Genomic DNA, 26,538 nt, shown 5'->3' on the forward strand with positions numbered 1-26,538 from the left:
GGGAGACCCGGACAGGCGCTCTACTTCGGCAACCTTCAGGAGGCCTTGTCGACGTCCTCCGCGAGCGTGCCCAGGTACAGCGAGATCACCTTGGGGTCGGCCTGGAGCTCCCGGCCGGTCCCGGTGTGCGCGTCCTTGCCCTGGTCGAGCACGTAGCCGCGGTCGCAGATCTGCAGGCAGCGCCGCGCGTTCTGCTCCACCATCACGACGGACACGCCGGCCTTGTTGATCATGCGGGTACGCAGGAACGTCTCGTCCTGACGCACCGGGGACAGGCCGGCGGACGGCTCGTCGAGCAGCAGCACCGACGGGTTCATCATGAGCGCGCGGGCCATCGCGACCATCTGGCGCTCACCACCCGACATGGCGCCCGCCCGCTGCCCGCGCCGCTCGCCCAGCGTGGGGAAGAGGTCGGTGATGAACTCGAACCGCTCGCTGAACGTCTTGGGCCGCAGGTACACGCCCATGCGCATGTTCTCCTCGACGGTGAGCGAGGGGAACACGTTGTTGTTCTGGGGCACGAAGCCCACACCCTGCGAGACGAGCGTGTTGGCCTTCTGGTTCGTGATGTCCTGGCCGGCCAGGGTGACGGAGCCGGAGCGCACGTTCACCAGACCGAACAGGGACTTGAGCAGCGTCGACTTGCCGGCGCCGTTCGGGCCGATGATGCCGACGAGCTCGCCCTTGGCCACCTCGAGGTTGCACCCGTTCAGGATGTTCACGCCAGGCAGGTACCCCGCCACGATGTCGGTCGCCTTGAGCAGGGGCTCCCCCTTGGCGATCGTTGCCACGTCGCTCATCGCTTCTCCTCCTCGGCCTCGAGCCGGGCCAGCACTGCGGGGTCGAGCAGCGAGTCGTCCCCGAGGTCGGTGTCGTGGTGGGCGCCGAGGTAGGCGTCCACGACGGCCTGGTCCTGCATGACGGCCGCGGGCGGTCCCTCGGCGACGATCCTGCCCTCCGCCATCACGACCACCCAGTCCGAGATGTGCCGGACGGCGTGCATGTCGTGCTCGACGAACAGCACCGTCATGCCGTCGTCGCGCAGTGCCTGGACGTGGTGCAGCAGGGACTGCACGAGAGCGGGGTTCACGCCGGCCATGGGCTCGTCGAGCATGATCATGGTCGGGTCCGTCATCAGGGCCCTGGCCATCTCGAGCAGCTTGCGCTGGCCGCCCGAGAGCGAACCCGCGAAGTCGTCCTTCTTGGTGTCGAGCTTGAACCGCGAGAGGATCTCGAGCGCCTTCTCGGTGTTCCGCTTCTCCGTGCCGGACCACAGCGGCTTGACCAGGGACCGGAGCAGGTTCTCTCCGGGATTGTCCATCGCGGCGAGCAGCATGTTCTGCATCACCGTGAGGCGCGACAGCGCCTTGGTGAGCTGGAACGTGCGGACCATACCGTTGCGCGCCACCTTGGCGGCGCCCATCCCGTCGAGCGACTTGCCCTCGAAGGACCAGGAGCCCTGGTTGGGCTTGTCGAACCCGGTGAGCAGGTTGAAGAACGTCGTCTTGCCCGCACCGTTCGGGCCGATCAGGGCGGTGATGACGCCCCGCTGCACCTCCAGGTGCTCGACGTCGACGGCGGTCATACCGCCGAACCGGCGCTGGACGCCGTCTGCCACCAGGATCGCGTCCGGCTTGCTGACACCCACCTTCGGCTCGACGGCGGCGAGGACGTGCTCGGCCGCTCTGGCTGCCGCGGAGTCGCTGCGCTCGACGGCGTCCAGCGCCTCGACGGTGCTCTCGGGCTCGGTCACCTCAGTCACTTCGTTCTCCGTCGTCTCGTCGGGCTCCGTCGTCTCGTCGGGCTCCGCTGTCTTGTCGGGCTCCGTCGTCTTATCGGGCATCGAAGGCGAGCTCCTTCTTGTTCCCCAATATCCCTTGCGGGCGGAAGATCACCAGCAGCATCAGGGCCACACCCACAACGAGGCCACCGATGGTCTCCACCTGGCTGGGGGAGAGCGAGTCGGCCAGCCCCTCACGCATGCCTGCACGCAGCAGCATGAAGACCGCCCAGAACAACATCGAGCCCAGCACCGGCCCGAACAGGGTGGCCGCACCGCCGAGCAGCAGCACGATCCAGACGAAGAACGTCATCGACCGGGCCATGCCGTCAGGCTGGACGGCGCGGGGCAGCACGTACAGCACGCCGCCGAGGGATCCGAAGACGCCACCCAGCACCAGGGCCTGCATCTTGATGGCATAGACGTTCTTGCCCAGGGCGCGTACGGCGTCCTCGTCCTCGCGGACCCCCTTCAGCAGGCGGCCCCACGGGCTACGGGTGAGCAGCCAGACGACCACGAGGGCCAGTGCCACGAGGCTCCAGCCGACGATCCGCACCCACCACGAGTCCGAGCCGTTGTTGAGGTGCTCGAACGGGCCGATAGCCGTGGTCCCGTCGGGCAGGGGCGACAGGGCGGCGAACGTTTCCTTGAACTCGTTGCCGCGCAGACCGGCCTGACCACCGGTCCACTCGGCGAGGCCGCTGGACCGGCCGAGCATGCGCACGATCTCGGCCGCCGCGATGGTGACGATCGCCAGGTAGTCACCGCGCAGCTTCAGGGTGGGCATACCCAGGATCAGTGCGAACAGGATGCTGGCGACCAGCGCGACGATCACCGCGAGGTAGATGGGCGCCCCCGCGATCGTCGAGATCGCGAAGCCATAGGCACCGAGCAGCATGAAGCCCGCCTGGCCCATGTTGAGCAGACCGGTGTACCCAAAGTGCAGGTTGAGGCCGATGGCGGCCAGGACGAAGGCGGCAGTGGTCGGCGCGATCAGCTCTTCGGCCGACTGCGTGAGGATTCGGCTCAGTTCTTCCATGGGAGTAGTCCTTTCAGCCGATCCGCTCGCGCCGGCCGAGCAAGCCTTGCGGGCGCAGCAGGAGGACGAGAATCAGGATCGCGAGCGCGGAGGCGTAGCGAAGGTCGTTCGGCATGCCGGGGATGAGCGGCGACATCTCGACGACGATGCCGATGACCATGGACCCGGCCAGTGCGCCGAACGCCGTCCCGAGGCCACCCAGCGTGACGGCCGCGAACATCAGCAGGAGGATCTGCATGCCGGTGTTCCAGCTGAACGTGCCCACGGAAAGGCCGTACATCAGGCCCGCCAGGCCGGCGAAGCCGGTGGACATGGTCCAGACGATGCGGATGATCTTGTCCGGGTTGATGCCGGTGGCGGAGGCGAGCGCCAGGTTGTCCGAGACGGCGCGCGTGGCCCGACCGATCCGCGTCCGGGTGAGGAACCAGCCGATGAACAGGATCGCCAGCACCGCGACTGCCATCGACGTCCAGGACCACGACGAGAGCGTGATGCCCGCGATGGTCATCGACGTCGGGTTGCTGCTCAGGATGCGCTCCGAGCCGTTGCCGATCATGAGCTGGATCGAGAACTGCAGGACGAGCGAGAGCCCGATGGTGATGATCATGAGCTGCGTCAGCGGTGTGGAGCGCTGTCGCAGCGGCTTCCACAGCACGACGTCCTGCACGAATCCGGTGGCCGTGCAGATGGCCAGCGCGAGGGCTGCCGCCGCCCAGAAGGGCAGACCCCACATGTTGACCCCCATGAAGGCCAGCACGGCCCCGAGGGTGAACTGCTCGCCGTGCGCGAAGGTCGACAGGCCGGTGGTTCCGTAGATCAGGCTGATGCCCACCGACGCCAGAGCAAGGAGCAGGCCGAGGCGGACACCCAGCCCGAACTTCTGCCACGCGTTCGACCACGAGAACCCGCCAGAGGTCGCCTCTTCGGAGCCCTGCTCGCCGGCGGCGGGTGTCTCCGTGCCCCCGGTCGCGCCTGGCTCGGCCGACGGTGTGCTGCCCACCGGTTCGTCGCCGAGCGTGATCGCACCGCGAGCGGTCGAGCCTGTCTGCGCTGTCACCTCGCGCTCGGCGGGGTCGGGGAACAACCCCTCGGGGAGGGTCGCCTCGTCGAGCGTGATCGTGTACGTGCCGACCTCCGGCACCTCCACGGACACCGGCCCCTCGTCGGTAGTGGTCACTTGGGCCTCGAACCCGGCGCCGGAGATGGTGACGCCGACGTCCGGGACGAAGTTGTTGTCCTCGTCCATGACGATCGCCGCGACGCAGGCCGTCGAGGCGTCGGTTGTGCAGTCTGTCGCGACAGGCGCTGTGGCGGCCATGGCTGGCGCCGCGGCGAGCAAGGCCGGGAAGGCCGCTGCCGCGAGCGTGGCCACGAGCCTGCGCGCGGCTGTCGCGAGGTTCGGTCGGTCGGCTGTCATCTGCCGGGTCCTCCGTCGGTTCTGGTGGGTAGTGCTCCGAGGTCTCGGTGCCGCACGATGCCAGGATGATTTAGCCCTGCTTAACCAGGCCTGCATCAAACTGATGGCATCAGCGTGCCGGAAGTGTAGCCGCACCGTGTGTCACGGATTACACGTGTCGTGTCACACAGGGTTTCGCCGGCCGCAGGTGGGCCACCAAGGCGATCTGCACCGTTGCAGACCGGGGGCTGGCCGGCGGTAGCGCGGCTGGTGACGGGTGCCATGTCCGCTTCGACACCCGTTTGGGCCGCAGTTCGGCAACGATCGGCCCGGTCACCCAGAGAGGTGACCGGGCCGGCCGTCTTTCAGTGCTGTCATTCAGCGATCGGGAGCGATCAGGTCAGCCTGCGACCGAACCCTCGACGACCTTGGTCCAGATGTTCTTGTTGTCGCCGTCGTACTCGTAGACGCCGATGAACGCGGACGACGGGTCGTTGTCCTCGTTCAGCGGGCCGATGCCGGAGACACCCTGGTACGCGATCTCGTCGCCCGCCTCGAGCGCCGCGACGCCCTCCTCGAACGTCGAGACCTCGGTGGCGCCCTCTTCCGAGCCCGAGACGGCACGGATGTTGTCCGCGATCGTCTGGCCGTCGGTGCCCTCACCGCGAACGGCTGCGAGCGCGACGAGGATTGCGGCGTCGTACGACTCCGCCGCATACGCGTAGTCGCTCAGCTCCTCGTCGTTCTCCGCCACGTACCAGTCATTCAGGCGCTGCTTGAACTCCTCGGGAGCGTCGGCGCCGGGGATGGTGCCCTTGACGCCCTCGAGCGTGCCCGGGTCGAAGTCCGCCGAGTAGTCCGCCGTGTTGCCGTCGCACAGGTACGTCTTGCCGGCGAAGTCCCAGTCCTGGGTGATCAGCTCGGCGATGACCGCCTTGGTCTCCACGAAGGCGAAGATCGCGATCGCGTCCGGCTTCGCGGCCAGTGCGTCCGCAACCACGTTCGAGAAGTTGGTCTCGGCCTGACCGAATTCCGTGCCGTCGCCGGTGGCGCCGTACACGACCTCGCCGCCGCCGGCCTCGACGGCCTTCTGCACGTTGTCGCGCAGACCGGTCGCGTAGTCGTCCTGCATCGTGAGGAAGGCGACCTTCTGGTGCCCGTCGTCCAGCATGAGCGAGCCGAGCGCCTGACCCTGCACGGTGTCCGGCGGTGCGGTCCGCGCGAAGAGCGGGTCGTAGCCCGACAGCGTCGTGGAGGTGTTGGCGGGCGAGACCTGGATGACGCCGGCCTCGGTGACCGAGTCGACGACGTTCAGGGTCACCGTCGATGACGCCGCGCCGATGATGGCGTTGACGTCCTTGCCGAGCAGCTCGCTGACCGAGTTGGTCGAGACCTGCAGGTTGTCACCGTCGCCGGAGTCCGCATTCTCGACGACGACGTCGTTGCCGAGGACGCCGCCCGCGGCGTTGATGTCGTCGACTGCCTGGCCGACGCCCGCGACCTCGGGCGGACCCAGGTAGGCGAGGTTACCGGTGAGCGGGAGCAGGGTTCCGATCTTCAGCGGATCGGACGAACCCTCCCCCTCGCCGCCTCCGGAGGTGGTGGAGCAGGCCGCGAGGCCCACGCTGAGGACAGCGGCGATCGCAAGACCGCGCGCCGCCGTGGAACGTCGAATCATTCTGCTGTTCCCCTTCGAGCGGGAGTGAACCTGACGCGGCGACTTGCCTCGTCGTGGCGATGAACGTAGTCACACTCTGTGTCACCAATGTGTCTAGTCCGTCACACCGACTCGATCGTTACGAGGATGTTACCCGGGTCGCACAGTGCCCCAAGAGCAGGGGCGAAAACGGGATTCGAACGGGAAAGAGGCATGACGTCGGCCGCGTTGAGAGGTCATTTCCGTGCCCCGCCCACGCCGCCGAGGGCGGCTCGGGTCAGCTTCGGAACTGCGTGAACGAGGCAGTCGCCGGGTCCGCGCCGATCCGGCCGTCCGGCGAGTCGAGGGCGTCGATGTCGGCCATCTGCGCCTCGGTCAGCGAGAACGAGAACAGGTCGAGGTTGGTCGCCATGCGCTCCGGATTCACGGACTTCGGGATCAGGATCACGCCGTGCTGCACCTGCCAGCGCAGCACCACCTGACCGGGCGTCACGCCGAGCTCGTTCGCGATGCCGACCACCGCCGGTGCCTCCAGGTCGGCACCCTGCCCCAGGGGCGAGTACGCCTCCGGGACGATGCCGTGGGCCCGGCTCCGCTCGACGGTGGCGGGCTGGCGGAAGGTCGGGTGCAGCTCCACCTGGTTCACCGCCGGCACCACGTTCGACTCGCTGACCAGCCGATCTATATGTTCGGGCAGGAAGTTGGAGACCCCGACGGCCCGCACCGCGCCGTCGGCCAGCAGCTTCTCGAATGCTCGCCACGTCTCTCCGTACAGGCCGCGGCCGGGGACCGGCCAGTGGATGAGGTACAGGTCGACGACGTCGAGGCCGAGCGCCTGGCGGCTGTCCTCGAAGGCCCGCAGCGTGCTCTCGTAGCCCTGGTCGCCGTTGCGCAGCTTGGTGGTGACGAAGATTTCCTCGCGCGGGACGCCGGTGGCCCGGATCGCGGCGCCGACTCCCTCCTCGTTGTAGTAGGCGGCAGCCGTGTCGATGTGCCGGTAGCCGAGCTCGAGGGCTGTCTCGACACACGCCTGCGTGCCGTTGCCGGGCACCTGGAACACGCCAAGTCCCACCTGCGGGATCTCGACGCCGTTGTTGAGCTTGACGGACGGGATGTCGATGGCTGCGTTCATGCCAACCGTTCTAACATCCGCCCCTGACACCGTCGACCGCCTTCGACGAGGCCCCGAAAACCGGGCTTCGGACCCCTCGGAGACAACTCAGATGCAAGTCACTCAAGATTGATCGGGCTTTCCTTGCGTCTGGCGGGTAGGGTAGGAGCGTTGCAGTGCCTCGATCGTTCTTCCGTGAGATGACGACGACACCGTGATTATGCGATCCCGACGGTCGGGGTCGTCGCCTCATGCAAGGAGCAGTACATGGCATTCGGAACCGTCAAGTGGTTCAACGCCGAGAAGGGCTTCGGGTTCATCGCACCCGAGGACGGTGGGCAGGACGTGTTCGCTCACTTCAGCGCGATCCAGTCGGACGGCTACCGTTCACTGGAGGAGAACCAGCGCGTCGAGTTCGACGTGAAGCAGGGCCCCAAGGGCCTGCAGGCGGAGAACATCCGCCCGATCTGATCCCTCAGACTTCGCAACCGTCGCGCTGAGCTCATCTGAGTTCGTCGCAGGTTGTACGACGTCGGCCCGGCCACCTTTCGAGGTGACCGGGCCTTCGCCATTTCAGCCCGTGGACCGACGGCTCGATCTGGAACCGTCGGGCCGCGCCGGGCGTTTCCCACCTGGACCGTCACCTACGAAGGACGAGATCATGGGCTTCCTCGACCGACTGCTTGGCCGCGAGCCGCGCGAGCAGACCCCGGGCATGTATCAGGGCGGCAGAATGCCGCAGCAGCAGTACCGGCAGACGTCGGGCCAGACTCCCGAGTACGGCACCGCACCCGTCTACGGCTCGGCCGCGAGCACCGGGCGCAGCGAGGACGAGGTGGCGATCGAGCGCTATCGCTACCTGCTCCGCACCGCGCCGCCGGACCGCGTGGAGGAGGCGCACGCCGAGGCGTTCGCCCAGCTCACGCCTGAGCAGCGCAGCCAGGTCCTGGCCCAGCTCAGCGAGACCGTCCCGCCGAACGAGCGTGCGACGTCGGACGACCCGCGGGACCTGGCCCGCATGGCCACCCGCGCGGAGATGCGCAACCCGGGCACTCTGGAGCGCAACTTCGGACAGAGCCGCGGCCCGGGCTTCGGCTCGATGCTCGGCGCGAGCATGCTCGGCACGATCGGTGGCATGGTCATCGGCTCGGCAGTCGCGGACATGATGTTCGGTAACTCCTTCGGCGACCCCGGGCAGGACTTCGCCGGGGGCGAGGAAGGCGGCGGCGAGGCCGGCGGCGCGGAGGAAGCGGGCGCCGAGGGCGGCGAGGCCGGCGCGGAGCCGGTCGAGGCTTCCGGCGACGCCGGCGGTGATGTGGGTGGCGACGCCGGCGGCGGCTTCTTCGGGGACTTCGGTGGCGGCGGCGACTTCGGCGGGGGCGACTTCGGCGGCGGCGAGTTCTGACGCTCCGCTGGACGGGCGCCACCCCGCCGGTCGAGCTTGTCGAGACCCCTTGCAGGTCTCGACAAGCTCGACCGGCGGGTCCTTGGTTTTGGCCCGGTGGCGATCAGCCGCCGATGAGGCGCAGGAATCCACCTAGCTCCATGAGGCGGCGGACGCCGTCGGCCTCCAGGTCTCCCGGAAGGTAGTCGGTGAGCCGGGGCGACGAGATGACCACCGCGTTCCACTGCGCGCGCGAGACCGCCACGTTGATGCGGTTGCGCGACAGCAGGAAGCCCATGCCCCGAGAGACATCGTCGGGCGTCGAGGCGGCGAGCGTCAGGATCGCGACCGGCGCCTCCCGCCCCTGGAACATGTCGACCGTTCCGACCGGCACCCCGTCGAGACCGGCGTCGCGCAGCGCCTGGCGGACCAGGTGGACCTGCGCGTTGTACGCGGCGACCACCACGACGTCGTCGGCCCCGAGCGGGCGAGGCGGCCCACCGCTGCCCGGCGTCCACGTGCGCCCGAGCACGCTCTGCACCTGGCGCACCACCTCGGCGGCCTCCTCGGGGGACGACGTCGAGCGCCCCTCGTGCACCACCGGGACGTGCAGCACTCCGGGGGTCACCCCGTCGAGCGATCGCGTGGTCGTGACCGGGTGGGCCGAGAGGCGTCCGGCGTACGAGAGCTGGGACACCGCGGCGCAGACGTCGGGATGCATGCGCCACGACTCGGGCAGCAGGTAGCCGAGCCCGTCCGGAAGCACGGCGCTGCCGGCCGCGAGCCAGGCGAGCGCCGACTCGTCAACGGGTTCGGGGTGCTTGCCCTGACTGACCTGCGGCAGCTGTTGCGGGTCACCGAGCAGCAGGAGCCGCTGAGCGGACCTGCCGACGGCGATCGTGTCGGCGAGCGAGAACTGGCCGGCCTCGTCGATGACCAGCAGGTCGAGCCCTTCGTCGGGCCAGCGCTCGTGCGCGAAGTCCCACGCGGTGCCGCCCACCACGCAGCCGTTGGAACTGTTCGCCGCGAAGTCCGCGAGCTGGGTGCTCGACAGCTCCTCCCACGGCTGACCGCTGACCTGCTCGGCGCCCTTCGCCCGCTGTTTCTTCGCCACGAGCTCGGCAGGTACGTCTGCCTTGTCGACCACGGCGCTCAGCATGTTCTCGACCGCCGCATGCGACTGGGCCACCACGCCCACCCGCCAGCCCGCGCCCACCAGCTTGGCGATGACGTGCGAGCCGACATGGGTCTTGCCGGTGCCGGGCGGTCCCTGCACCGCGAGGTAGGAACGGTCGAGCCGCTCGACGGCCGCGTGCACCGCCGCCTCGAGATCGAGACCGCCGCCGAGACCGCCATCCCGTTCGTCGCCGAGCTCGGGCAGTGCCCCGCCGACCAGCCGCGGCTGCCGTCTGCGCAGCAGGTCGACCGCTGCCCCGTCGGGCAACGTCCGGTCCGTGTCCCACGAGGCGAGCGCTACCCGGGCGGCGTTCTCTACCGCCCGCTCCTGCGCGTCGCGTGCGGGTCCGCACTGCGGTGCGAGAGCGACGGGCGCCTGCTCGTGCGGCTCCGCTCCCCCGGAAAGCCGCTCCCGCAGCACGACGACGTCGCGTCCCCGGGGCACGTCGTCCCGCTCACCAGGTTCCCGGACCTCCTGGATCACGCCGCCGGAATGCTCCCCGCGCACGGCCCGCGCCTCCAGCTCGCCGACGACGGCCGGCACCGGCTGGTCGTACAGCACGTGCACCGTGTTCCCGACACCGAGATCGGACCCGTCGACCCGCGAACCGTCGAGCATGCGCCCCACCAGCTCGATCTCCCGCGAGGGCAGCCGATCACGCCCCACGACCTCCCAGTCGCGCAGCACGGTCGAACGTTCCACGTGGAACGTCGACCTCCGGCCGGGCCATTCGTCGAGCGGAAGCTCAAGTCGTGCGTAGTGCTCCTGCCAGAACGGCTTGTCCTCCCGCTGGTAGTACCCGACAGCGGCCCCCAGCAACGCGAGCGCCTGCACCTCGAGCGACCGCTCCCCACGGTTCTCCCCCGCCCGAGCGGAGATCTCGGCGGCCAACGCCAGCCGCCTCTCCCGCCCCTCCCTCCGAGCCGAAGCCCGAGCGCTCTCCTCACCATGCCCAGCCGAGCCCCCGACAGCCCCAGCCAACGGCGCTGCCCCCGCCACCGGCACAGCCCCCGCAACCCCACCCGCACGCGCCCCGATCTCCCCACCCGACCCGGCCACGCCACCCTCAGAAGGCGAGTCGGCAGCGAAGGTCGTGGGGAGCGAGAATGCGCGCGCGGATGTATTCCTTCCCGAAGTGGAGGGCCCCCTGGGGCCCGTGAACGCATCCGCGCGCGCGTTCTCGCTCCCCACGGCCGCCCCGGCCGACCCGGCCTCGACCACCGAGACCGAGACCGAGGCCCGCGCACCCCTCAACCACTGGAGGAGCCGCAACGTAGACCGACAGTCGTACTCGTTGTAGTCCAGGATCCGCTGCTTCAGCTCGACAGCCCGCTCCGCCCCCTCAGCGGCCAGCTTCGCGTACTCCGCGTACTCCGTGACCGAGGCGGTAGCACTCGTGACCCCCTCCCGTGCAGGGTCGTCCTGCATGTAGAGCGGTTCGAGCTTCTTGATCGACTTCGACCGGTTCGAGATGCGCAGGCACGACCGGACCACCGCGTAGAGGTCGACCAGCACACCGTCGCGCAGGAGCTGGTCCACCTCGTCCTCGTACACCCCGTGCCGTGCCGCGATCGAGAGCAGATGCGTCTTCTCGTAGGCCGCGTAGTGGTAGACGTGCAGGTCAGGATAGGTCTGGCGGCGTGCATTGAGATAGTCCACGAACTCGACCAGCGCAGCACGCTCGCCCGCCAGGTCGTCGGCCCAGAGGCCGTGGAACGGCGGGGTCGCGTCGCCCGGACCAGGACGTTCGACCCAGCCGAACAGGTAGTCGAGCCCCATGGCCCGCGCCTGGTCGTCCCCGGGCAGGCGGGCCTCCTCCCACAGGGGGTCGCCCTCGAAGTCGAAGAACACGTCGCCAGCACTCGGTGGCGGGAGCCGGTCGATGGCCTCCGTCGCGGTGAGCTGCCAGCGAAGCCGTGCGTCGGGCCCGTCCGGTTCGACGCCGTCGGGCAGGTGGTCGAGCGCTACCGAGCCGTCGCCGTCGTCGAGCCCGAGCTGGAGGCGGGCCTGGGCGCGCAGGTTCTCGAAGCGGGCGGCGGCCATGCCGTCGGGCGGCTCCTCGGCGGTCGCCAGGGCGTCGATGGTGGAGATCCCGGCCTCCGACAGCTTCGACCGCTGCACGCCGTACACCCCGCCCACCAGCAGGACGTCGCGGGCCTGAGCGGCGGCCTCTGCGCAGTCGGGGCAGCTGCGGAGCTTGCCACAGGCAAGGTAGCGGCCGTCGTCCCAGGTCACCGGGGCGTCGTCGGCCACATGGGTGTCCAGGACCTCGACGAGCCGGGTGCGGCGCTTACGAAAGACGGGCAGCAGGTCGGCCAGCCGGTGCGACGTCGTCTCCCCCGTGCCGAGCACGAGGTGGACCTCGTCGGTCGGGTCGATCCGAGCGTCCGTGAGCTGGTCGGCATACGCGGCGAGCTGGAGCAGGGCGCGCACCTTGGTGCGGCGTGCGAGCTTGGAGTCATGGACCGCATAACGCGGCTGAGGCGTCCCGCCCCCCTGCACCATCTCGCCGAGCGGGTCGCGCACCAGGAAGTCGGCGCGGCCGTGGAACCGGCCGTCGAAGAACGAGGCCTGGTAGACGACGTCGGCGCCCTGCTCCATCGCGGCCAGCGTGCGCGCGTGCGCCTCGATCAGCTCGTCACGGGCCATGCGCCGTGCGGCCGGCACCTCGAGGACGCCGCCCGGGCGTCCGGCTTCGGCCGGGCCGAAGGTACGGAGGTGACCGTCGAGGACCCGCCGTTCGTGGTCCTCACCGAGTGCCGCGGTGCGGGCCAGCATCTCGTCCTCTTCCCGTGGCCGCCTCCGGCTGCGACCGAGGAGCTCGTCAAGGCGTCTCAGCAGGCGAAACTCGCACTCGCCGGCGATCACGAGGTCGCTTGCGGAGTGCACGAGAGTGCCTGCGTCGTCTCGCTCCAGGAGGAACATGCCCCCAGGTCTACCAGTGACCCCTGACACAAGCGCGCTACTCTCACCCTCGCAGGCGGTAGATATGTCCGGTTAGACCCCTAGTCGTGGCGCCTGGTTCTGGCGCCGGACCGCCTGGATGGCCGATAGTGGGGCCGACCGTATCGAAGGAGCAACCATGCCCGTGCGCTTCAACCCGCCTCCGGGTTGGCAGGTGCCCCCGGGATTCCGGCCCGATTCCGCCTGGGCTCCCGACCCGTCGTGGCCCCCGGCCCCGCCCGGTTGGAACTACTGGGTCGACCGACCCGATGCCCCGCAGCCCGACGCCGAGACCCGCGTAACAGCGCCACCCGTACCACCTGGGCCACCCGCGCCCCCGGTTTCCTCCGGCTCGACCCCGCCGGCCGTCGTCCCGGCGGGCGCCGGCGGGGAAACGATGACCGTCGCGATCCAGGTGGTCAGCGCCCCGCCGGCCCGCCCGGCGTCAGCGGCGCCGTCCGCACCCGGCCTGTCGGCGGCGGAGGCGATGGGCTCGACCATGACGATGGCGCCGATCAGCGCTCCCCCGGCTGCCCCCCGCCCCGGCTCCGGCCCGCAGCCGGTCTACCCGCCGCATCCCGGGATGGCGCCACCGCCACCACCCCCGGAAGGGCCGAAGAAGGGCCCGACGACAGGTGTGCTCGCCACGCTCAAGGGTCTGGGCGGCAAGGGTGCCGCCACGGCCGTCAGCCCATCGGCGCCCTCGTCCCGACCGGGCCCCGGCCCGCTCAGCATCGACGACGCGAACCGCACCGGACCCGGCGGACCGGTGATCTCCGCGCCGGTCGCGGTCGCGCCCGCTGGACCGCACCCCGGCGCGCCCGGACGCCGAGGTCCGCGTCCGCCAGGAGTCGGCATCATGATCGCCGTCGCCGTCGCGGGTATCGCGCTCGGTGTGATCATCGGCGTGATCGTCACCGCCGGCCAGCAGGCCGACGCGAACCAGGCGATCGCCGACGCCCAGAACATCCGTTCCGAGATGGAGGCGAACCAGGCCGAGATCGAGGAGCAGCGCACCCAGATCGACAAGCAGCGCGACGAGGTTGCGGAGCGCGAGCAGGCGCTGGGCGACCGCGAGGCGCAGCTCAAGGAGCGCGAGACGGCGCTCAAGCAACAGGAGCAACAACAGGAGCAGCAACAGCAACAGCTAGAGCAGGAGCAGCAGGAGCAGGAGGACGACGACAACGGGAACGGTGGAGGAAACCCGGGCACCGTCTTCTACTGGAACTGCGACGCGGTCCGCGCGGCCGGAGCCGCCCCGCTCCAGAACGGGCAGCCGGGCTACATGCCCCACCTCGACGGCAACGGCAACGGCACTGCCTGCGAGGACGGCGAGTAGGCCGGACGAAGCCAGGTAGCGGCCGGCCATGTCTCCGGCCGGAGACATGGCCGCGAAGTAGACATGGAACGGGCCGAGGCAGATCCCCAGACTCTGCCTCGGCCCGCTCGTGTGTTCCCGGCCCACGCCATCTCCCCAGACGAGACGCGGACCGGGAAGTCTAACCCCCGAAGAGTCCCTCCAGGAGTGCGCCGAGGCCGAGGGGATCCTCGTCCTCGGGAGCTTGTGTCGGCTCCTTGTCCGGAGCCGGGCGCGGCGTCACGCCGCCGGGCGGCGGAGCCTCGCTCGTCGAGGCGACCTGCAGTGCCTCGCTCATGTCGATCAGGCACAGCCGCCAGACGTCGGCGTCCACACCCCTCGGCGCCTGACCGAACGACTTGCCGGTGAGCCGCGGCGGCGCTGCCCACTCGTTGCCGGTGCGCTGCGTGACGCAGGTCTCCATCGCGGGCACCTCGTTCGCCGCCGCGTCCTCGGTCAGCATCGGGGCGAGCCGGGCGACCATCGGCGCTGGTGCGGCGGCCTTGGGCGACTTCACGGACTCGCCCGCCACGTCGTGGATGACCGCGCACTCGGGCGACGTGCTGTGGCACCACGAGGCGCTCCACGTGTCCTGGTTCGAGTAGACGAACCCGCGTGGCTCCGCCGTCGAACGGTCGACCTGCAGGACCCGCATCCACACACTGCCGTCGCCGAGCACGTCGAACGGCGTGACCCGGAGCGACGTGCCCGCTTCTGGCGCACCCGAGGCCGCGTCGTCGGGCTCCGGTGACGCGGGCGCCCCCTGCGCGCCCGCGGCACCACCGGTCGCCGGGTCGTCGAAGACCAGGAACTGGTTCCCTTCGACCGCGCCGGAGAAGCCGAACACGAGCGCCGGTCCGCCGTCGGTCGGCAGGATCATCGCGTCGGACGTGACGCCTCGCCACAGCAGAGTCCCACCGAGGTTCCCCGCACGGAGGTTCTCGAGGGCCGTGTCGCCGCCCGCGATCAGCTCCAGGTCGGTGGCGCTGTGGCGCCCGTCGATCTTCGCCAGGGTCACCACCGCGAGATAGCGGTCGCCGCCCCCGGCGTCCAGACCGAGGTCGAGCACCACGGTGTTCCTGTCGACGGGGTAGGCCGCGGGTTCTGCCACCGTGCGCACGCCGGGTGCTAGGTAGGCGAGCCTCGCCTCCGGATCCGGCAGGTCGGTGGGCGACGGCGCGGGCGGGTCGACCATGACCTCACCCTCCGCCGTCGGACCCGCACTGCTGGGCGCGACCTGAACCGGGGCACTGCTCCAGAGGCCCGGGATGCCGGGAAGCGCACCCGCGGCCCCCGCACCCACCGTGGCGAGCGCCAGCGTCGACGCCAGCGTCACGCTCGCGCGCCGGGTCGCCTGCTTACGACGGCTCGACCGCAGGACGCTGTTCAGGTCCAGCGTCGACGCGGGTACCGCAGCGTGCGCCGACTCGCGGACCCGTGCGACGAAGTCGTCGTCGGGGGCACCGTGGGAGGAGTTCATGTTCATCGGGTCCCGCCCAGTGAATCGATGTCGAGGATCGCGCGCAGGTGGGCGAGGCCGCGCGAGGCGGTGGACTTGACGGTGCCGAGAGGTATACCGAGCTCGCTCGACACCTCGGACTCCGACAGGTCCAGCAGGTGACGCAGCACCACTACACGGCGCTGCTTCAGGGGTAGGCGCAGGAGGGCGCGCACGACGGCGTCGCGGTCGTCCACCGTGCGCGTGGGCGTCCGGGCTGCCGCGCGGGCGACGCGCACGTCGTCCTGGGGCAGGTCGTCGGGGCCGGTCAGTACCTCGCGCCGGGTGCGGCGCCAGGCGTCGATGCGCAGGTTGGCCAGGACACGCCGGGCATAGACCAGCGGGTCACCCGCCCTGGCCTTGTGCCAGTGCCGGTAGCACCGCTCGAAGGTCTGCTGGGTGAGCTCCTCCGCGCGGTGCGCATCACCGCTCAGGAGGAAGGCCATCCGGTGGAGGGGATCTCTGGCCTCTCGCATGAACGCGGTGAACTCTTCGTTCTTCGAGATCTGTGCGTTCCTGCGCGCGTGAGTGGCCGTAGGCCGGTCTGTCCGCACGGGCAGCGAGGCTACGTCATCGACGTCCGCCGCCCCACCTCGGACCACCGTGAGCGGCCGGGTGGCCGGGGCTGTACCGGTCTTCACGGTGTCGGTCTGCACGGGGGCGCCGCCCGACACCGGGTCCGGCGTCGTCGTGGATAGGGAGTCTGGGGTGTTCTGCTCGGTGGTCACGGTCTCCAGGTCGTCCGCAGAGCTGGAGTCGGCGCGCACGACGCGCAGGGTCACGGGCTTGGGGACCCGGGACTCTGGCGCTAGTACGCGCGGACTCGTGACTGTCACGAACGGAACACGGGCCGGCGAGGGCGAAGGTTCCATCGAGTTTCGCGGAATTTCTCGGAGCTGTCGTGATCCAGGCGCTCCGGCGGACGACGAAGCACGTGCCAGACATGCGGATCACCACGGTGACCTGCGCATCAGACACGTGCTTCGGGGAGAGAGCGGGTCAGCGCCGGAAGTCGAGCGACCCCAGGAAGGCGTGGAGATCCTGCCAACCCTGCTTGCCACCGTCGAAGTCGACCACCAGGAACAGGTTCTCGCCCTGACCCTCCTGGTGGAGGTAGATGCTCGCCGAGTAGTAGTCGGGCTCGCCGTCCACGTTGTTGAGCGTCAGCTGGACCTCGGCGTAGTCGGCGCCGGGCACGTCGATCAGCTGTGACTCGGGCGCCGACATCGTCTGGCTCCACCAGTTGCCACCGGGCTTGCCACCCTGGACGTAGACCCGTTCGAACGAGGTCATCTCCTCGGCCGCACGCTTCTTCTCCTCCTCTGAGGCGTCCGTCCACAGCTCGAGCGTCGCGGCGTCGATGCCCGGCTCGACGTGCGTGACGGTCGTTCCCGTCCACTCGACGCCCGGTGAGAACTGGCCCTCGGTCGGCGCGGACGTCCAGCCCTCCGGCACGCCGAACGTCAGGTCGTTGTGCTCGGTCTTCTGCCAGCCGGCGGGAATGCCCCGCTCGATCTTCGCCAGGGTCGGGTGCTCGAACTGCGGTTTGTACCAGTCGGGCTCACCCGCGTCCTTGAGCCAGAGGTTGCCGACGAAGTTCCGCAGCATGGTGTCGCCTGCCGCATCCGCGGAGAAGCGGGTCTCGATGATCCAGCCCTCGGCGCCACTGCGGATCCGGATCGTCGCGGGGCGGACCTTCCCCTCCTTGCGGTGCTGCTCGATGACGACAAGATCGGCACCCTCGATGTCCAGGGTGGTGGCGCCGGAGTCCTTCTCCGGCGCCGTCCAGTCCGCGACGTCGGTGACGTTCCGCAGCTCGAGCGTCGCGTCCAGGTCGTCGATGCTCATGTCGAGCGGGTCCGGGTCGAAGCTCATCGCCATCGGGTGCTCGGGTTCGAGGAACCCGGCCACGCCGCCCGCGTTGACATCGCCGACCGCGTACCAGCCGCCCGGCGGGACCTCGTACCAGAGACCGCCGAGGATGTAGGGGTGGTGCCCGTCACCGTCGACCACCCCGCGCTCGACCGGCAGCACCGGCAGCGTCCCGCCGCCGGTCTCCAGGTACTCCGTGGGGGCGGCGTCCGACTCACCGCTCGGGCTCGGTGAAGGGCTCGCGCTGGCCGGCGGTTCGCTCGCCCGGGTCGACTCTGAGGTCGTCTTGACCGTGCCGGGCAAGGGCTGCTGGTCGGCATAGATCGCGCCGACCGCACCGATACCCGCACCGGTGAGCGCGAGCGCCGCCACGCTCGCCGTCGCCGCGACCACCACCCGGCGTCGGCGGACGTTCCGCACCGCGCGCACCGCCATGGTCGTCGGGTCCAGCGAGGTGGGCGGCTCGATGGCCGAGCCGGCCGCGCGGAGGCCGGCCATCATCGCTGCATCCTGCTTCGAGTGGATGTCGTGCACGTTCATGATCGGCTCCCTTCGCCGTCGGACACCACGAGGGTGCGCAGCCGCGCCAAGGCGCGTGAGGCGGTGGACTTGACCGTGCCGGTGGTGACGCCCAGCTCGGCGGCGGTGTCGGACTCGGAACGGTCCAGGAGGTAACGCAGGACCACCACCCTGCGCTGCTTGACCGACAGTGACATCAACGCACGGACGAGTCGGTCACGCTCGGCCAGCTGGGCGTCCGACGCCGGTGCGCTCCGCACCTGGGTGCTGCTCGTCGGGTCGTCGGTGAGCACCTCGCGACGGGTGCGGCGCCAGGTGTCGATGCGCGCGGTGGCGAGCACGCGGCGCGCATAGGCGAACGGGTCGCCGTCGCCCACCTTCTTCCAGGCCTTGAACGTCCGCTCGAGGGCGAGCTGCACGAGGTCCTGCGCGCGGTGCTGGTCACCGCAGAGCAGGTAGGCGATCCGGTACAGCGCAGGAGTGTTCACCTGCGCGAAGGCCGTGAAGTCCGCGACGGGGTCCACACCGCTCCGGACGACGACCATCTCGCCGGTGCTCGGCTGCACCCCAGGACTCACCGCTACCTCGCTCATCCCGAGCACCGCCCGGAGCCGTGTCCGGAAACCTGCCCCGGCGCTGGAGTGCGGCGCGGTCCGCGTCGCTTCGTCTGCGTCATGCACCATAGACGCAGGCCGGGACCGCCGGGGTTGCTCAATTTCGAAACGGGTTCTTACGAGTTCCTCACGACGGCGCCAGGAACCCAGGTCCGCGCGACGACCGACCGTACCCTTCAGAGGTGGCCCGAGTCCTCGTGATCGACGACGACGCCACCGTCGCACAGGTGGTCGTCGCCTACCTCGAACGCGCCGGTGTCGTGGCCGAGCACGCCGCCGACGGCCCGGCCGCGCTGGCGGCCGCCGTCGAGAACCCGCCCGACGCGGTGGTGCTCGACCTCATGCTGCCCGGCATCGACGGCCTGGAGGTGTGCAGGCGCCTGCGTGCCGCCCGTGCCGACCTGCCGGTGCTCATGCTGACCGCGCGGGGCGAGGAGGAGGACCGGGTGCTTGGCCTCGAGACAGGCGCCGACGACTACGTGGTCAAGCCCTTCAGCCCGCGCGAGCTGGTGCTGCGGGTGCAGTCGCTGCTCCGGCGCGCGGGGGTCGCCGTCGGGCCGGCGGCGGGTACCGCGGCGGCGCCGGCGCCTCTGCCTCCCGTCGTGGACCCTGCGCCCGCCCGCGAGGCGCCCAGCACCCTGTACGACGGCGATCTGCGCCTCGACCCGGCCGCGCACCGCGTCCTTCGTTCCGGGGCCGAGCTGCAGCTGACCGTGCGCGAGTTCGAGCTGCTGCGCTGGTTCCTCACCCACCCGGGTCAGGTGCACGGCCGGGAGGCGCTCATGCGGGGCGTCTGGGGCTGGGAGTACGGCGACCGGTCCACCGTGACGGTCCACGTGCGACGGCTGCGCGAGAAGGTGGAGGCCGATCCGTCCAGACCGACACGCCTCGTGACGGTGTTCGGCGTCGGCTACCGGTGGGACGCCACGCCGCCCGCTGCCGGACGGGAGGACGGCGCGTGAACGATCTCGAGGGTGTCGTCCTGTCCGTCTCCGTGGCGGCGGCGGTCGGCGTGGTGGGCGCCGTCGCGCTGTTCGCCCTGGCCCGTCGCCGGGTGGGGCTCGCGGCGACCCTCGCGCCGCTCGTGGTCGTGGGATCCGTGGCTGCGGGCGTCTACGCGAGCGCCCGGGCGATGTTCCTGTCCGACGCCGACTCGACGACCGTCCTGCTGCTCCTGCTCGCTACGGTGCCGGTGGCACTCGGCGTCGGCCTCGTGCTGACCGCGCGGATCCGCAGGGTCACCACCGAGGCGGCCGCCGAGAAGGCGGCCCGCGAGCGCGACCGGGAGATCGAGGTACGCCGACGGGAGATGGTGGCCTGGGTGTCGCACGACCTGCGCACGCCCCTGGCAGCGGTGCGGGCGCTGGCGGAGGCGCTGGAGGACGGCGTCGGCCCGGTGGACGAGCACGTGCCCCGGATCCTCGCCGAGAACCGGCGGATGGCCGCGATGGTCGACGACCTGCTCGCCCTCTCCCGCCTCCAGTCCCCCACGGCGACGCTGCGGCGCGAGCCGGTGGCCGTCGCCGACCTAGCCTCCGACGCGATAGCGGCCGCCCAGCCCCTTGCCGACTCCGGAGGGGTGCGGCTGGCGTGGGACGTCACAGACCCGGTGGTGACCTCGCTCGACGCGCAGCAGGTCGGACGCGCGCTGGAGAACCTGCTGGTGAACGCGATCCGGCACACGGCGCCGGGCGGCACGGTCCGGGTGGCCGTGACCTGCGCGGGAAGCGCGGCCGCCAGCGCGGAGGCGCCGGGCACCGTGACGATCACCGTGGAGGACGAGTGCGGCGGCATCCCCGAGGCGGACCTCGACCGCGTCTTCGAGGCGGGCTGGCGCAGCTCCGGGGCGCGCACCCCGGAACGGGGGAACGTGCCGGGAGGCGGCGCGGGCCTCGGCCTCTCCATAGTTCGTGGAGTGGCCGAGGCCCACGGCGGAACGGCGTCGGCCGCCAACACGTCGCGCGGCTGCCGCTTCACCCTCCACCTCCCGACCGCTCGTTGAGTGCTGGATATTCGCCCTCGAAAGCGCGTTTCCAGGGCGAATATCCAGCACTCAACGGTGGGTCAGAGGACGTGGGAGAGGAAGTCCTGCGTTCGGTCTTCCTTCGGGTTGTCCAGGACCTCCGTCGGCGGACCGCTTTCTACGATCACGCCGTCGTCCATGAAGACGACGTGGTCGGCCACCTCACGGGCGAACCCGATCTCGTGCGTCACCACGATCATCGTCATGCCGGACTTCGCCAGGTCCTGCATCACCGACAGCACCTCGCCCACCAGCTCGGGGTCGAGGGCCGACGTCGGCTCGTCGAACAGCATGAGCTCCGGGTCCATCGCGAGCGCCCGGGCGATCGCGACCCGCTGCTGCTGGCCACCCGAGAGCTGCGCCGGGTAGTGGTCCATCCGGTCGGTCAGGCCCACACGCTCGATGAGCTCGAGCGCGCGGTCCTTCGCCGCCTTCTTCGACATCCCCCGGACCTGCACGGGCGCTTCCATGATGTTCTCGAGCGCCGTCATGTGCGGGAACAGGTGGAACCGCTGGAAGACCATCCCGATGCGCGAGCGCTGCTTCGCGACCGCCTTCGGGTGCAGCCTGTGGAGGGTCCCCTTGGCGTCCTTGCGGTAGCCCATGAGGTCACCGCCGACGATGACAGAGCCGCCCGTGATCTCCTCCAGCTCGTTGATGCAGCGCAGGAGGGTGGACTTGCCGGACCCGGACGGGCCGAGGATCACCGTGACCTCGCCCCGCGCGACGTCGAGGTCGACGCCCTTCAGGACGTGCACGGCGTCGTGGCCGTGGCCGAACACCTTGTGCACCGCACGTACGGAGACCATGTCCGTGGCGTCCGCCGGAGCGGTCGTGGAGTCTGCGCCGACGCTCATGGCGTGACCTCCCTGTTGACGTCTTCCTTCACGGTTCCTGCGGCCGCGATCGCGGCCTGCCGGCCGCCGGGGCCCTTGCCACGCCCGCGCCGCCCGGTGGCGGTGCCGAACCCGCGCCCGTAGTACTGCTCCAGGTAGTGCTGGCCCACCATCAGGATCGAGGTGATGAGCAGGTACCAGATCGCGGCGATGACCAGGAACGGGATGGTCAGGAACTGCCGGTTGCCCATGGCGGAGGTCGCGTACGTCAGCTCGAGGGTGAGCGGGACGGCGACCACCAGGGAGGTCGTCTTCAGCATCGAGATGGTCTCGTTGCCCGTCGGGGGCACGATCACGCGCATGGCCTGCGGCAGGATCACGCGGCGCATGATCTTGCCGTCCTTCATCCCGAGCGCCTTGGCGGCCTCGGCCTGGCCCGGGTCCACGGACGTCAGCCCCGCACGCATGATCTCGGCGAGGTACGCCGACTCGTTGAACGCCAGGCCGAACAGCGCCAGCCAGAAGACCGTGAGGACGTCCTCGGTACGGAACGAGAAGAACTCCGGACCGAACGGGATGCCCAGCGACAGCCGCGGATACAGAACGGCGAGCAGCCCCCAGAAGATGAGCTGCGTGTAGATCGGCGTGCCGCGGAAGAACCAGATCCAGAGCCAGCTCACCCAGCGCATCACCGGGTTGTCCGACCGGCGCATCATCGCGAGCGTCACCGCCAGGACCACGGCGATGGCCATGGACCCGAACGTGAGGATCAGCGTCCACATGACGCTGCGGACGACGAGGGTGTCCCGCAGGTAGAGCCAGACCACGTCCCAGCGGAAGTTGTCGTTCGTGATCAGGGCGTTGGCCGCCATGGCAGCCAGCACCAGCACGACCGCCGCCGCGACGAAGCGGCCGGGTCGCGGCACCGGCCGCGCACGGATCCGGTTGGGCACCGGGTCGTTACCCGATGCCAGAATCTTGCTGGAGCTCATCTCGCCCCTCTTCTCTGTCCGGGGGCGCTGGTCACTCGGCGGGGTTGAGCTCGGCCTCGTCCACGACGACGCCCTCGCTGCCCCAGCCGGCGAAGATCTCCTCGAGCGTGCCGTCGTCGATGAGCTTCTGCAGCGCGGCCTGCACGGCCTCGGTCAGCTCGTCGTCGTCCTGCGCGACGACGATGCCGTACGGCGCCGCGTCGTTGATCTCGCCGATGGTCTCGACCTCGCCGGAGGTCTGCTCGACGGCGTAGGCCGTGATCGGCGAGTCGGCGTACATGGCCTGGAGCTTGCCGCCCACGAGGTTGGTGGTGACGTCGGCCTGCGACTCGTAGCGCACGACGTCGATGGGCTCCTCGCCCTCGTCCTCGCAGTCCTTGGCGGCCTCGGTGAGCTCCTCGTCCTGGATGGTCGAGGTCTGCACGCCGATGGTGGCGCCGCACAGGTTCTCGGGGTCGAAGCCCTCGGTGTTGTCCGCGGCGACGCCGAACTGCGAGCCGGCGACGGCGTAGCTGATCATGTTGGCCGCGGCGGTGCGCTCGTCCGTGATGGTGAACGCCGAGATGCCCACGTCGTACTTGGAGCCGATGGCGGGGATGATCCCGTCGAACGCGGCCGTCTGGACGTCGGCCTCGAGGCCGAGCACCGCGGCCACGGCGTTGATCGTGTCGATGTCGAACCCGACGGGCGTCTTGCCGTCCACGTCGATGAACTCGGCCGGCGCGTACGCCGTGTCGGAGCCGACGGACAGCGTGCCCTTGTCGGCGATCTCCTTCGGGAGCATCGCGGCGATCTCCGCGTCGGCCTCGATGGCCGACGGGTCGAACGATGCCTCGGCACTGGCCTCGTCGCTCGCGGCACCACCAGCGGTCTGCTGTGACGCGTCGGTGCATGCGGTGAGGACGAGGGCGGCAGCGGTAAGTGCCGTGGCAGCAGTGAAGGCGGGAAGCCTGCGCATCAGGGGTCTCCTGGGTCGGATCGTTGGTGTGTCACGAGGCGCTACGACCCGGCAGATCTCCGTCATCAGGGGAGCAGAGGACCCGACGGCGCACTGGGCGCCTCGTGTGCGAGTCTCACCTAACCGTGACGCCCTCCTGGCGTAAACCCGGAAGATCGAGACCGATGTCACATTGTGATGTTTTGCGCGGCTCGTTAACGATTAATCCACGTCCATGTCGTCTGGCCTGCGTAAAGACCCCGGCAAGCCGGCCGCTGGCCGACTTGCCGGGTGCCGATCAGGTGTCGTGCTCGACGGGCTCGTCCGGCCGATCCTCCGGACCGCCCTCGTGCTGCCAGCCGTGCGGCCATTCGGTCCGCTCGGGCCGCCTGGCGAGGGCGATGATGCTCGCGACGAGCCCGCCCCACACGATGACGAGCGAGACGACCAGGAGTGCGATTGCTTCGCCGGTCATGACTTACCTCCGTAGGTGGGCCACGCATCGAACTTGTCGGGCTCGACCCGCCACCGCATCAGGGTGAGTACTGCGGCCCCGACCAGGAGGACGACGACGGTGCCCCATCCGGCTACGCCGAGGTAGGTCTCCGCGTAGCCCTCGTACCCGTCCTGGATCAGGCTGACGATGCGCGAGACGAGCATGTAGGTGAGCACCACTGGCCCGAGCACGATGATGCAGAAGGACCACCAGCGGCCCACCTGGAGCGTGGAGACCGAGTTCAGGTGGAACCGCATCTCCCCGGTACGCCGCAGGATCCACCCGACGACCACGGTGGTCACCACGGCGGAGGCGACGATGCCGATGTTGTTCGCCCAGTTGTCGACGGTGTCGAGTGCGATCAGGCCGGTGGTCGTCGAGAAGCCCACCACCGAGATCACCGCCGCCACGACGCCGATCCGGATCACGGCCTGCACGCGCGTCCAGCCGAACTTCTCCTGGAAGGACGCCGAGACGACCTGCAGGATCGAGATCAGCGACGTGAATCCGGCCATCACCAGGGAACCGAAGAACAGTGCGCCGAAGAGCGGCCCGGCCGGCATCTGGGACACGATGGCCGGGAAGGTGACGAACGCCAGGATCGGGCCGGAGATGCCCTCGAGCTCGGCGATTGCCAGTGCCTGCTGGTTCGCGAGGAAACCGAGCGCGGCGAACACGCCGATGCCCGCAAAGACCTCGAAACCGGAGTTGGCGAACGCGACCACCAGACCCGGCGAGGTCAGGTTGGCGCGGCGCTTCCGGTAGGAGGCGTAGGTGATCATGATCCCGAACGCGATGGACAGCGAGAAGAAGATCTGACCGTAGGCGGCGATCCACACGGCCGGATCGGCGATCGCGCCCCAGTCCGGGGTGAACAGCGCGTTGAGCCCGTCGGTAGCACCGGGCAGCGTCAGGGACCGGATGACGAGGGCGCCGAAGGCGACGAACAGCAGCGGGATGAAGATGAAGTTGACCTTCTCCACCCCCTTCGCCACGCCGGCGGCCAGCACGACGATCGTCGCCACCCACACGAGGACCAGCGGGATCAGCACCGCCGACACGAAGTCGAGGGTGAACCACGGGTCGGCGCCGCCGACGTCGGCCAGCTGGAGGTAGCTGCCGGTGAAGAAGCCGGCGGTGTCGTCACCCCAGCTCAGGTCGAACGAGTACACGAAGTAGCTGAGCGCCCAGGCGATGATCACCGCGTAGTAGACGGCGATCACGAAGCAGATCATGACCTGGAACCAGCCGAGGCCCTCCAGCCAGCGCTTCAGCCGGCGAAAGGCCAGCGGTGCCGCGCCACGGAATCGGTGCCCGATCGCGTAGTCCAGCAACAGGATCGGGATACCGGCCGTCAGCAGCGCCACCAGGTAGGGCACCATGAACGCGCCCCCACCGTTCTCGTATGCCACCCCCGGGAAGCGCCAGATGTTCCCCAGCCCGACAGCGGAGCCGATAGCGGACAGGATGAATCCCAGCTGTCCGCTGAACTCCTCCCGCGTCTCGGGCTCCGCGGTTGCTCTCTGCGCGTCGCTCATACGTTGATCCTCCGAGAAAATCGGCTCGAACGCGAAATCGGGCTCATCGGGCGAGCAGCTCCTCGACGTATCCGCCGCGGAACTTGCCCGTCGGATCGAGGCGCGCGGCCAGGTCCGCGAAGTCCTCGAAGTGCGGGTACAGGCCAGGGAGGTCGGCCACAGGGACCGTGAACAGCTTGCCCCAGTGCGGGCGTGCGCCCAGCGGCAGGAGCGCCGCCTCCAGCTCGGGCAGCAGCGCCCGGACGGCCGGCCAGTCCTGCCGCCACGTGAAGTGGAACGCGATGCTGTCCTCCCCGGTGGTGCTGAGCCACTGGTCGTCGCCGGCGATCGTGCGGATCTCCGAGGTCAGCAGCAGCGGCCCGATCCGGTCCCCGAGCGCCCGCAGCGCGCGGACGGCGTCGGGCCCTGCCGCACGCGGCAGGAGGTACTCCGACTGCAGCTCCTCGCCCAGCGACGGCGTGAAGTCGAGCCGGAAGTGCGGCAGCCGCTCGAACCAGGGCCCCGGCACCCCGCCCTGCTCGGTGCAGGCGACCGCCGCGACGTCCGGCAGGGGGTGCATCGGCTCGGTCGCCGGCGCGGCCCCCAGCTCGACCAGGAGCGTGGGTGCCTCGCCGCCGGTCTCGCCGCGGGTCGAGCCCGTCGAGACCTTCGACTTGCACCAGACCATCCGGACGTCCGGCTCGAACCAGCTCGTGAAGATGCTGACGGAGTACGCGCTGCCCATGACGGCGTCGAGGTTCTCGAACAACGCGTCCCAGGGCAGGCCGGTGAAGACGTCCTGGCGCACGTCGAACGTCGGTGCCGTCGCCAGCTCCACGCGCGTCACGATGCCGAGGGCACCGAGCGCCACCACGGAGCCGGGGAAGTCGGCGTCGCCGCGGCGCAGGATCAGCACCTCGCCAGAGGCGGTCATGAGCTCCACCCCGACGACGTCGCCCGCGAGCGAGCGCGTCCCGTCACCCGAGCCGTGGGTACCCGTGGCGACCGCACCGGCCACCGAGATGTGGGGCAGCGAGGCCATGGCCCCCAGGGCGCGGCCCTCGGCGTGCAGGCCGGCCGCGACCTCGCCGTAGCGCAGGCCCGCACGGACCGACGCGACGCCCGTCCCCGGGTCTACCTCGAGGGGCGGCCTGCCGTCGTCGAGCAGGTCGAGCTGGACGTGCACGCCCGTCGTGTCGGCGACGTCGCAGAACGAGTGACGCGAGCCAAGGGCCCGGACGCGGGGCTCACCGGCGACGATGCCGGCGAGCTCCGCGAGGGTCCTGGGGCGTTCGATGCGCTCGGAGGAGTAGGTGAGGTTCGCTGCCCAGTTCTTCACCGGACAAGGGTGCCACTCCTTCGACTGATCGGACGCGACCGACCAGATGGG

22 protein-coding genes are annotated in these 26,538 nt (G+C 70.0%); 5 read left to right on the forward strand and 17 right to left on the reverse strand.

From position 1 onward, the window contains the following. Positions 1-35 precede the first annotated feature (35 nt). The 6 genes from ACFO6V_RS26015 to ACFO6V_RS26040 form a co-directional block, all read right to left on the reverse strand. Positions 36-800: an ABC transporter ATP-binding protein gene (locus tag ACFO6V_RS26015; protein ID WP_377141492.1), complete on the reverse strand. Its 765-nt coding sequence runs from the start codon at positions 798-800 to the stop codon at positions 36-38. Next, positions 797-1,843 (reverse strand): ABC transporter ATP-binding protein, encoded by a 1,047-nt coding sequence (locus tag ACFO6V_RS26020; protein WP_377141494.1) that lies wholly within the window; start codon positions 1,841-1,843, stop codon positions 797-799. The genes ACFO6V_RS26015 and ACFO6V_RS26020 overlap by 4 nt, the downstream gene beginning before the upstream one ends. Further along, on the reverse strand, positions 1,833-2,819 hold the full coding sequence (locus ACFO6V_RS26025) for a branched-chain amino acid ABC transporter permease (protein WP_377141497.1): 987 nt from the start codon (positions 2,817-2,819) through the stop codon (positions 1,833-1,835). Before ACFO6V_RS26025 ends, ACFO6V_RS26020 begins: the two co-directional genes overlap by 11 nt. 13 nt (positions 2,820-2,832) lie before the next feature. Then, positions 2,833-4,236: a branched-chain amino acid ABC transporter permease gene (locus ACFO6V_RS26030; protein ID WP_377141499.1), complete on the reverse strand. Its 1,404-nt coding sequence runs from the start codon at positions 4,234-4,236 to the stop codon at positions 2,833-2,835. Positions 4,237-4,615: 379 nt separating this feature from the next. After that, positions 4,616-5,893 carry an ABC transporter substrate-binding protein gene (locus ACFO6V_RS26035; RefSeq protein WP_377141501.1) on the reverse strand — a complete coding sequence of 426 codons (1,278 nt, stop codon included), beginning with the start codon at positions 5,891-5,893 and terminating at the stop codon, positions 4,616-4,618. A 256-nt stretch (positions 5,894-6,149) separates the two neighbouring features. Beyond that, the gene (locus tag ACFO6V_RS26040) at positions 6,150-7,004 is read right to left on the reverse strand and encodes an aldo/keto reductase (RefSeq protein ID WP_377141503.1); all 855 of its coding nucleotides are present in this window, start codon (positions 7,002-7,004) and stop codon (positions 6,150-6,152) included. Between the two features lie 246 nt (positions 7,005-7,250). On the opposite strand from ACFO6V_RS26040, the gene ACFO6V_RS26045 reads away from it, so the two are divergent. Both ACFO6V_RS26045 and ACFO6V_RS26050 read left to right on the forward strand, forming a co-directional pair. Then, the gene (locus ACFO6V_RS26045; RefSeq protein WP_116677330.1) at positions 7,251-7,454 is read left to right on the forward strand and encodes a cold-shock protein; all 204 of its coding nucleotides are present in this window, start codon (positions 7,251-7,253) and stop codon (positions 7,452-7,454) included. A 190-nt stretch (positions 7,455-7,644) separates the two neighbouring features. After that, positions 7,645-8,388, forward strand: coding sequence for a hypothetical protein (locus ACFO6V_RS26050; protein ID WP_377141505.1), 744 nt, complete (start codon positions 7,645-7,647; stop codon positions 8,386-8,388). Positions 8,389-8,491: 103 nt separating this feature from the next. Here ACFO6V_RS26050 and ACFO6V_RS26055 read toward each other — a convergent pair whose 3' ends face one another. Next, positions 8,492-12,322, reverse strand: coding sequence for a TM0106 family RecB-like putative nuclease (locus tag ACFO6V_RS26055; protein WP_377141507.1), 3,831 nt, complete (start codon positions 12,320-12,322; stop codon positions 8,492-8,494). A gap of 562 nt (positions 12,323-12,884) precedes the next feature. Here ACFO6V_RS26055 and ACFO6V_RS26060 point away from each other — a divergent pair. Further along, entirely contained in the window at positions 12,885-13,826 is a 942-nt protein-coding gene (locus tag ACFO6V_RS26060; RefSeq protein ID WP_377141509.1) for an excalibur calcium-binding domain-containing protein, read from the forward strand. A 160-nt stretch (positions 13,827-13,986) separates the two neighbouring features. On the opposite strand, the gene ACFO6V_RS26065 is transcribed toward ACFO6V_RS26060, so the two are convergent. The 4 genes from ACFO6V_RS26065 to ACFO6V_RS26080 form a co-directional block, all read right to left on the reverse strand. Beyond that, positions 13,987-15,324 (reverse strand): hypothetical protein, encoded by a 1,338-nt coding sequence (locus ACFO6V_RS26065; RefSeq protein WP_377141511.1) that lies wholly within the window; start codon positions 15,322-15,324, stop codon positions 13,987-13,989. Between the two features lie 2 nt (positions 15,325-15,326). Then, positions 15,327-16,109, reverse strand: coding sequence for a SigE family RNA polymerase sigma factor (locus ACFO6V_RS26070; RefSeq protein WP_377141514.1), 783 nt, complete (start codon positions 16,107-16,109; stop codon positions 15,327-15,329). 232 nt (positions 16,110-16,341) lie between these two features. After that, positions 16,342-17,754: a hypothetical protein gene (locus ACFO6V_RS26075; protein WP_377141517.1), complete on the reverse strand. Its 1,413-nt coding sequence runs from the start codon at positions 17,752-17,754 to the stop codon at positions 16,342-16,344. Next, positions 17,751-18,326, reverse strand: a complete 576-nt coding sequence (locus tag ACFO6V_RS26080) for a SigE family RNA polymerase sigma factor (protein ID WP_377141520.1) — start codon at positions 18,324-18,326, stop codon at positions 17,751-17,753. The genes ACFO6V_RS26075 and ACFO6V_RS26080 overlap by 4 nt, the downstream gene beginning before the upstream one ends. Before the next feature lie 203 nt (positions 18,327-18,529). On the opposite strand from ACFO6V_RS26080, the gene ACFO6V_RS26085 reads away from it, so the two are divergent. Together ACFO6V_RS26085 and ACFO6V_RS26090 are read left to right on the forward strand one after the other, a co-directional pair. Further along, the gene (locus ACFO6V_RS26085; protein ID WP_377141523.1) at positions 18,530-19,309 is read left to right on the forward strand and encodes a response regulator transcription factor; all 780 of its coding nucleotides are present in this window, start codon (positions 18,530-18,532) and stop codon (positions 19,307-19,309) included. Continuing rightward, on the forward strand, positions 19,306-20,349 hold the full coding sequence (locus tag ACFO6V_RS26090) for a sensor histidine kinase (protein WP_377141526.1): 1,044 nt from the start codon (positions 19,306-19,308) through the stop codon (positions 20,347-20,349). The genes ACFO6V_RS26085 and ACFO6V_RS26090 overlap by 4 nt, the downstream gene beginning before the upstream one ends. 62 nt (positions 20,350-20,411) lie before the next feature. Here the strand turns inward: ACFO6V_RS26090 and ACFO6V_RS26095 are convergent, their stop codons facing one another. The 6 genes from ACFO6V_RS26095 to ACFO6V_RS26120 form a co-directional block, all read right to left on the reverse strand. Next, positions 20,412-21,179: an amino acid ABC transporter ATP-binding protein gene (locus ACFO6V_RS26095; RefSeq protein ID WP_377141908.1), complete on the reverse strand. Its 768-nt coding sequence runs from the start codon at positions 21,177-21,179 to the stop codon at positions 20,412-20,414. 44 nt (positions 21,180-21,223) lie between these two features. After that, positions 21,224-22,198 (reverse strand): amino acid ABC transporter permease, encoded by a 975-nt coding sequence (locus ACFO6V_RS26100; protein ID WP_377141529.1) that lies wholly within the window; start codon positions 22,196-22,198, stop codon positions 21,224-21,226. Between the two features lie 31 nt (positions 22,199-22,229). Further along, positions 22,230-23,156, reverse strand: a complete 927-nt coding sequence (locus tag ACFO6V_RS26105; RefSeq protein ID WP_377141532.1) for an ABC transporter substrate-binding protein — start codon at positions 23,154-23,156, stop codon at positions 22,230-22,232. 277 nt (positions 23,157-23,433) lie between these two features. Beyond that, positions 23,434-23,610 (reverse strand): methionine/alanine import family NSS transporter small subunit, encoded by a 177-nt coding sequence (locus ACFO6V_RS26110; protein WP_377141535.1) that lies wholly within the window; start codon positions 23,608-23,610, stop codon positions 23,434-23,436. Then, entirely contained in the window at positions 23,607-25,169 is a 1,563-nt protein-coding gene (locus ACFO6V_RS26115) for a sodium-dependent transporter (protein ID WP_377141537.1), read from the reverse strand. Before ACFO6V_RS26115 ends, ACFO6V_RS26110 begins: the two co-directional genes overlap by 4 nt. Positions 25,170-25,212: 43 nt before the next feature. Next, complete coding sequence (locus ACFO6V_RS26120) at positions 25,213-26,487, reverse strand: D-arabinono-1,4-lactone oxidase (RefSeq protein WP_377141540.1); 1,275 nt, start codon at positions 26,485-26,487, stop codon at positions 25,213-25,215. Positions 26,488-26,538: the final 51 nt, after the last annotated feature.

Origin of the sequence: Promicromonospora alba (assembly GCF_042654905.1) — a bacterium.
Classification (GTDB): domain Bacteria; phylum Actinomycetota; class Actinomycetes; order Actinomycetales; family Cellulomonadaceae; genus Promicromonospora; species Promicromonospora alba.

Excerpts from the sequence above, each read along its gene's own strand:
- ACFO6V_RS26015 (WP_377141492.1), bottom strand. The coding sequence starts at position 800 with ATGAGCGACGTGGCAACGATCGCCAAGGGGGAGCCCCTGCTCAAGGCG.
- ACFO6V_RS26020 (WP_377141494.1), bottom strand. The coding sequence starts at position 1,843 with ATGCCCGATAAGACGACGGAGCCCGACAAGACAGCGGAGCCCGACGAG.
- ACFO6V_RS26025 (WP_377141497.1), bottom strand. The coding sequence starts at position 2,819 with ATGGAAGAACTGAGCCGAATCCTCACGCAGTCGGCCGAAGAGCTGATC.
- ACFO6V_RS26030 (WP_377141499.1), bottom strand. The coding sequence starts at position 4,236 with ATGACAGCCGACCGACCGAACCTCGCGACAGCCGCGCGCAGGCTCGTG.
- ACFO6V_RS26035 (WP_377141501.1), bottom strand. The coding sequence starts at position 5,893 with ATGATTCGACGTTCCACGGCGGCGCGCGGTCTTGCGATCGCCGCTGTC.
- ACFO6V_RS26040 (WP_377141503.1), bottom strand. The coding sequence starts at position 7,004 with ATGAACGCAGCCATCGACATCCCGTCCGTCAAGCTCAACAACGGCGTC.
- ACFO6V_RS26045 (WP_116677330.1), top strand. The coding sequence starts at position 7,251 with ATGGCATTCGGAACCGTCAAGTGGTTCAACGCCGAGAAGGGCTTCGGG.
- ACFO6V_RS26050 (WP_377141505.1), top strand. The coding sequence starts at position 7,645 with ATGGGCTTCCTCGACCGACTGCTTGGCCGCGAGCCGCGCGAGCAGACC.
- ACFO6V_RS26055 (WP_377141507.1), bottom strand. The coding sequence starts at position 12,322 with ATGCTGGCCCGCACCGCGGCACTCGGTGAGGACCACGAACGGCGGGTC.
- ACFO6V_RS26060 (WP_377141509.1), top strand. The coding sequence starts at position 12,885 with ATGACCGTCGCGATCCAGGTGGTCAGCGCCCCGCCGGCCCGCCCGGCG.
- ACFO6V_RS26065 (WP_377141511.1), bottom strand. The coding sequence starts at position 15,324 with ATGAACTCCTCCCACGGTGCCCCCGACGACGACTTCGTCGCACGGGTC.
- ACFO6V_RS26075 (WP_377141517.1), bottom strand. The coding sequence starts at position 17,754 with ATGAACGTGCACGACATCCACTCGAAGCAGGATGCAGCGATGATGGCC.
- ACFO6V_RS26080 (WP_377141520.1), bottom strand. The coding sequence starts at position 18,326 with ATGAGCGAGGTAGCGGTGAGTCCTGGGGTGCAGCCGAGCACCGGCGAG.
- ACFO6V_RS26095 (WP_377141908.1), bottom strand. The coding sequence starts at position 21,179 with ATGGTCTCCGTACGTGCGGTGCACAAGGTGTTCGGCCACGGCCACGAC.
- ACFO6V_RS26100 (WP_377141529.1), bottom strand. The coding sequence starts at position 22,198 with ATGAGCTCCAGCAAGATTCTGGCATCGGGTAACGACCCGGTGCCCAAC.
- ACFO6V_RS26105 (WP_377141532.1), bottom strand. The coding sequence starts at position 23,156 with ATGCGCAGGCTTCCCGCCTTCACTGCTGCCACGGCACTTACCGCTGCC.
- ACFO6V_RS26110 (WP_377141535.1), bottom strand. The coding sequence starts at position 23,610 with ATGACCGGCGAAGCAATCGCACTCCTGGTCGTCTCGCTCGTCATCGTG.
- ACFO6V_RS26115 (WP_377141537.1), bottom strand. The coding sequence starts at position 25,169 with ATGAGCGACGCGCAGAGAGCAACCGCGGAGCCCGAGACGCGGGAGGAG.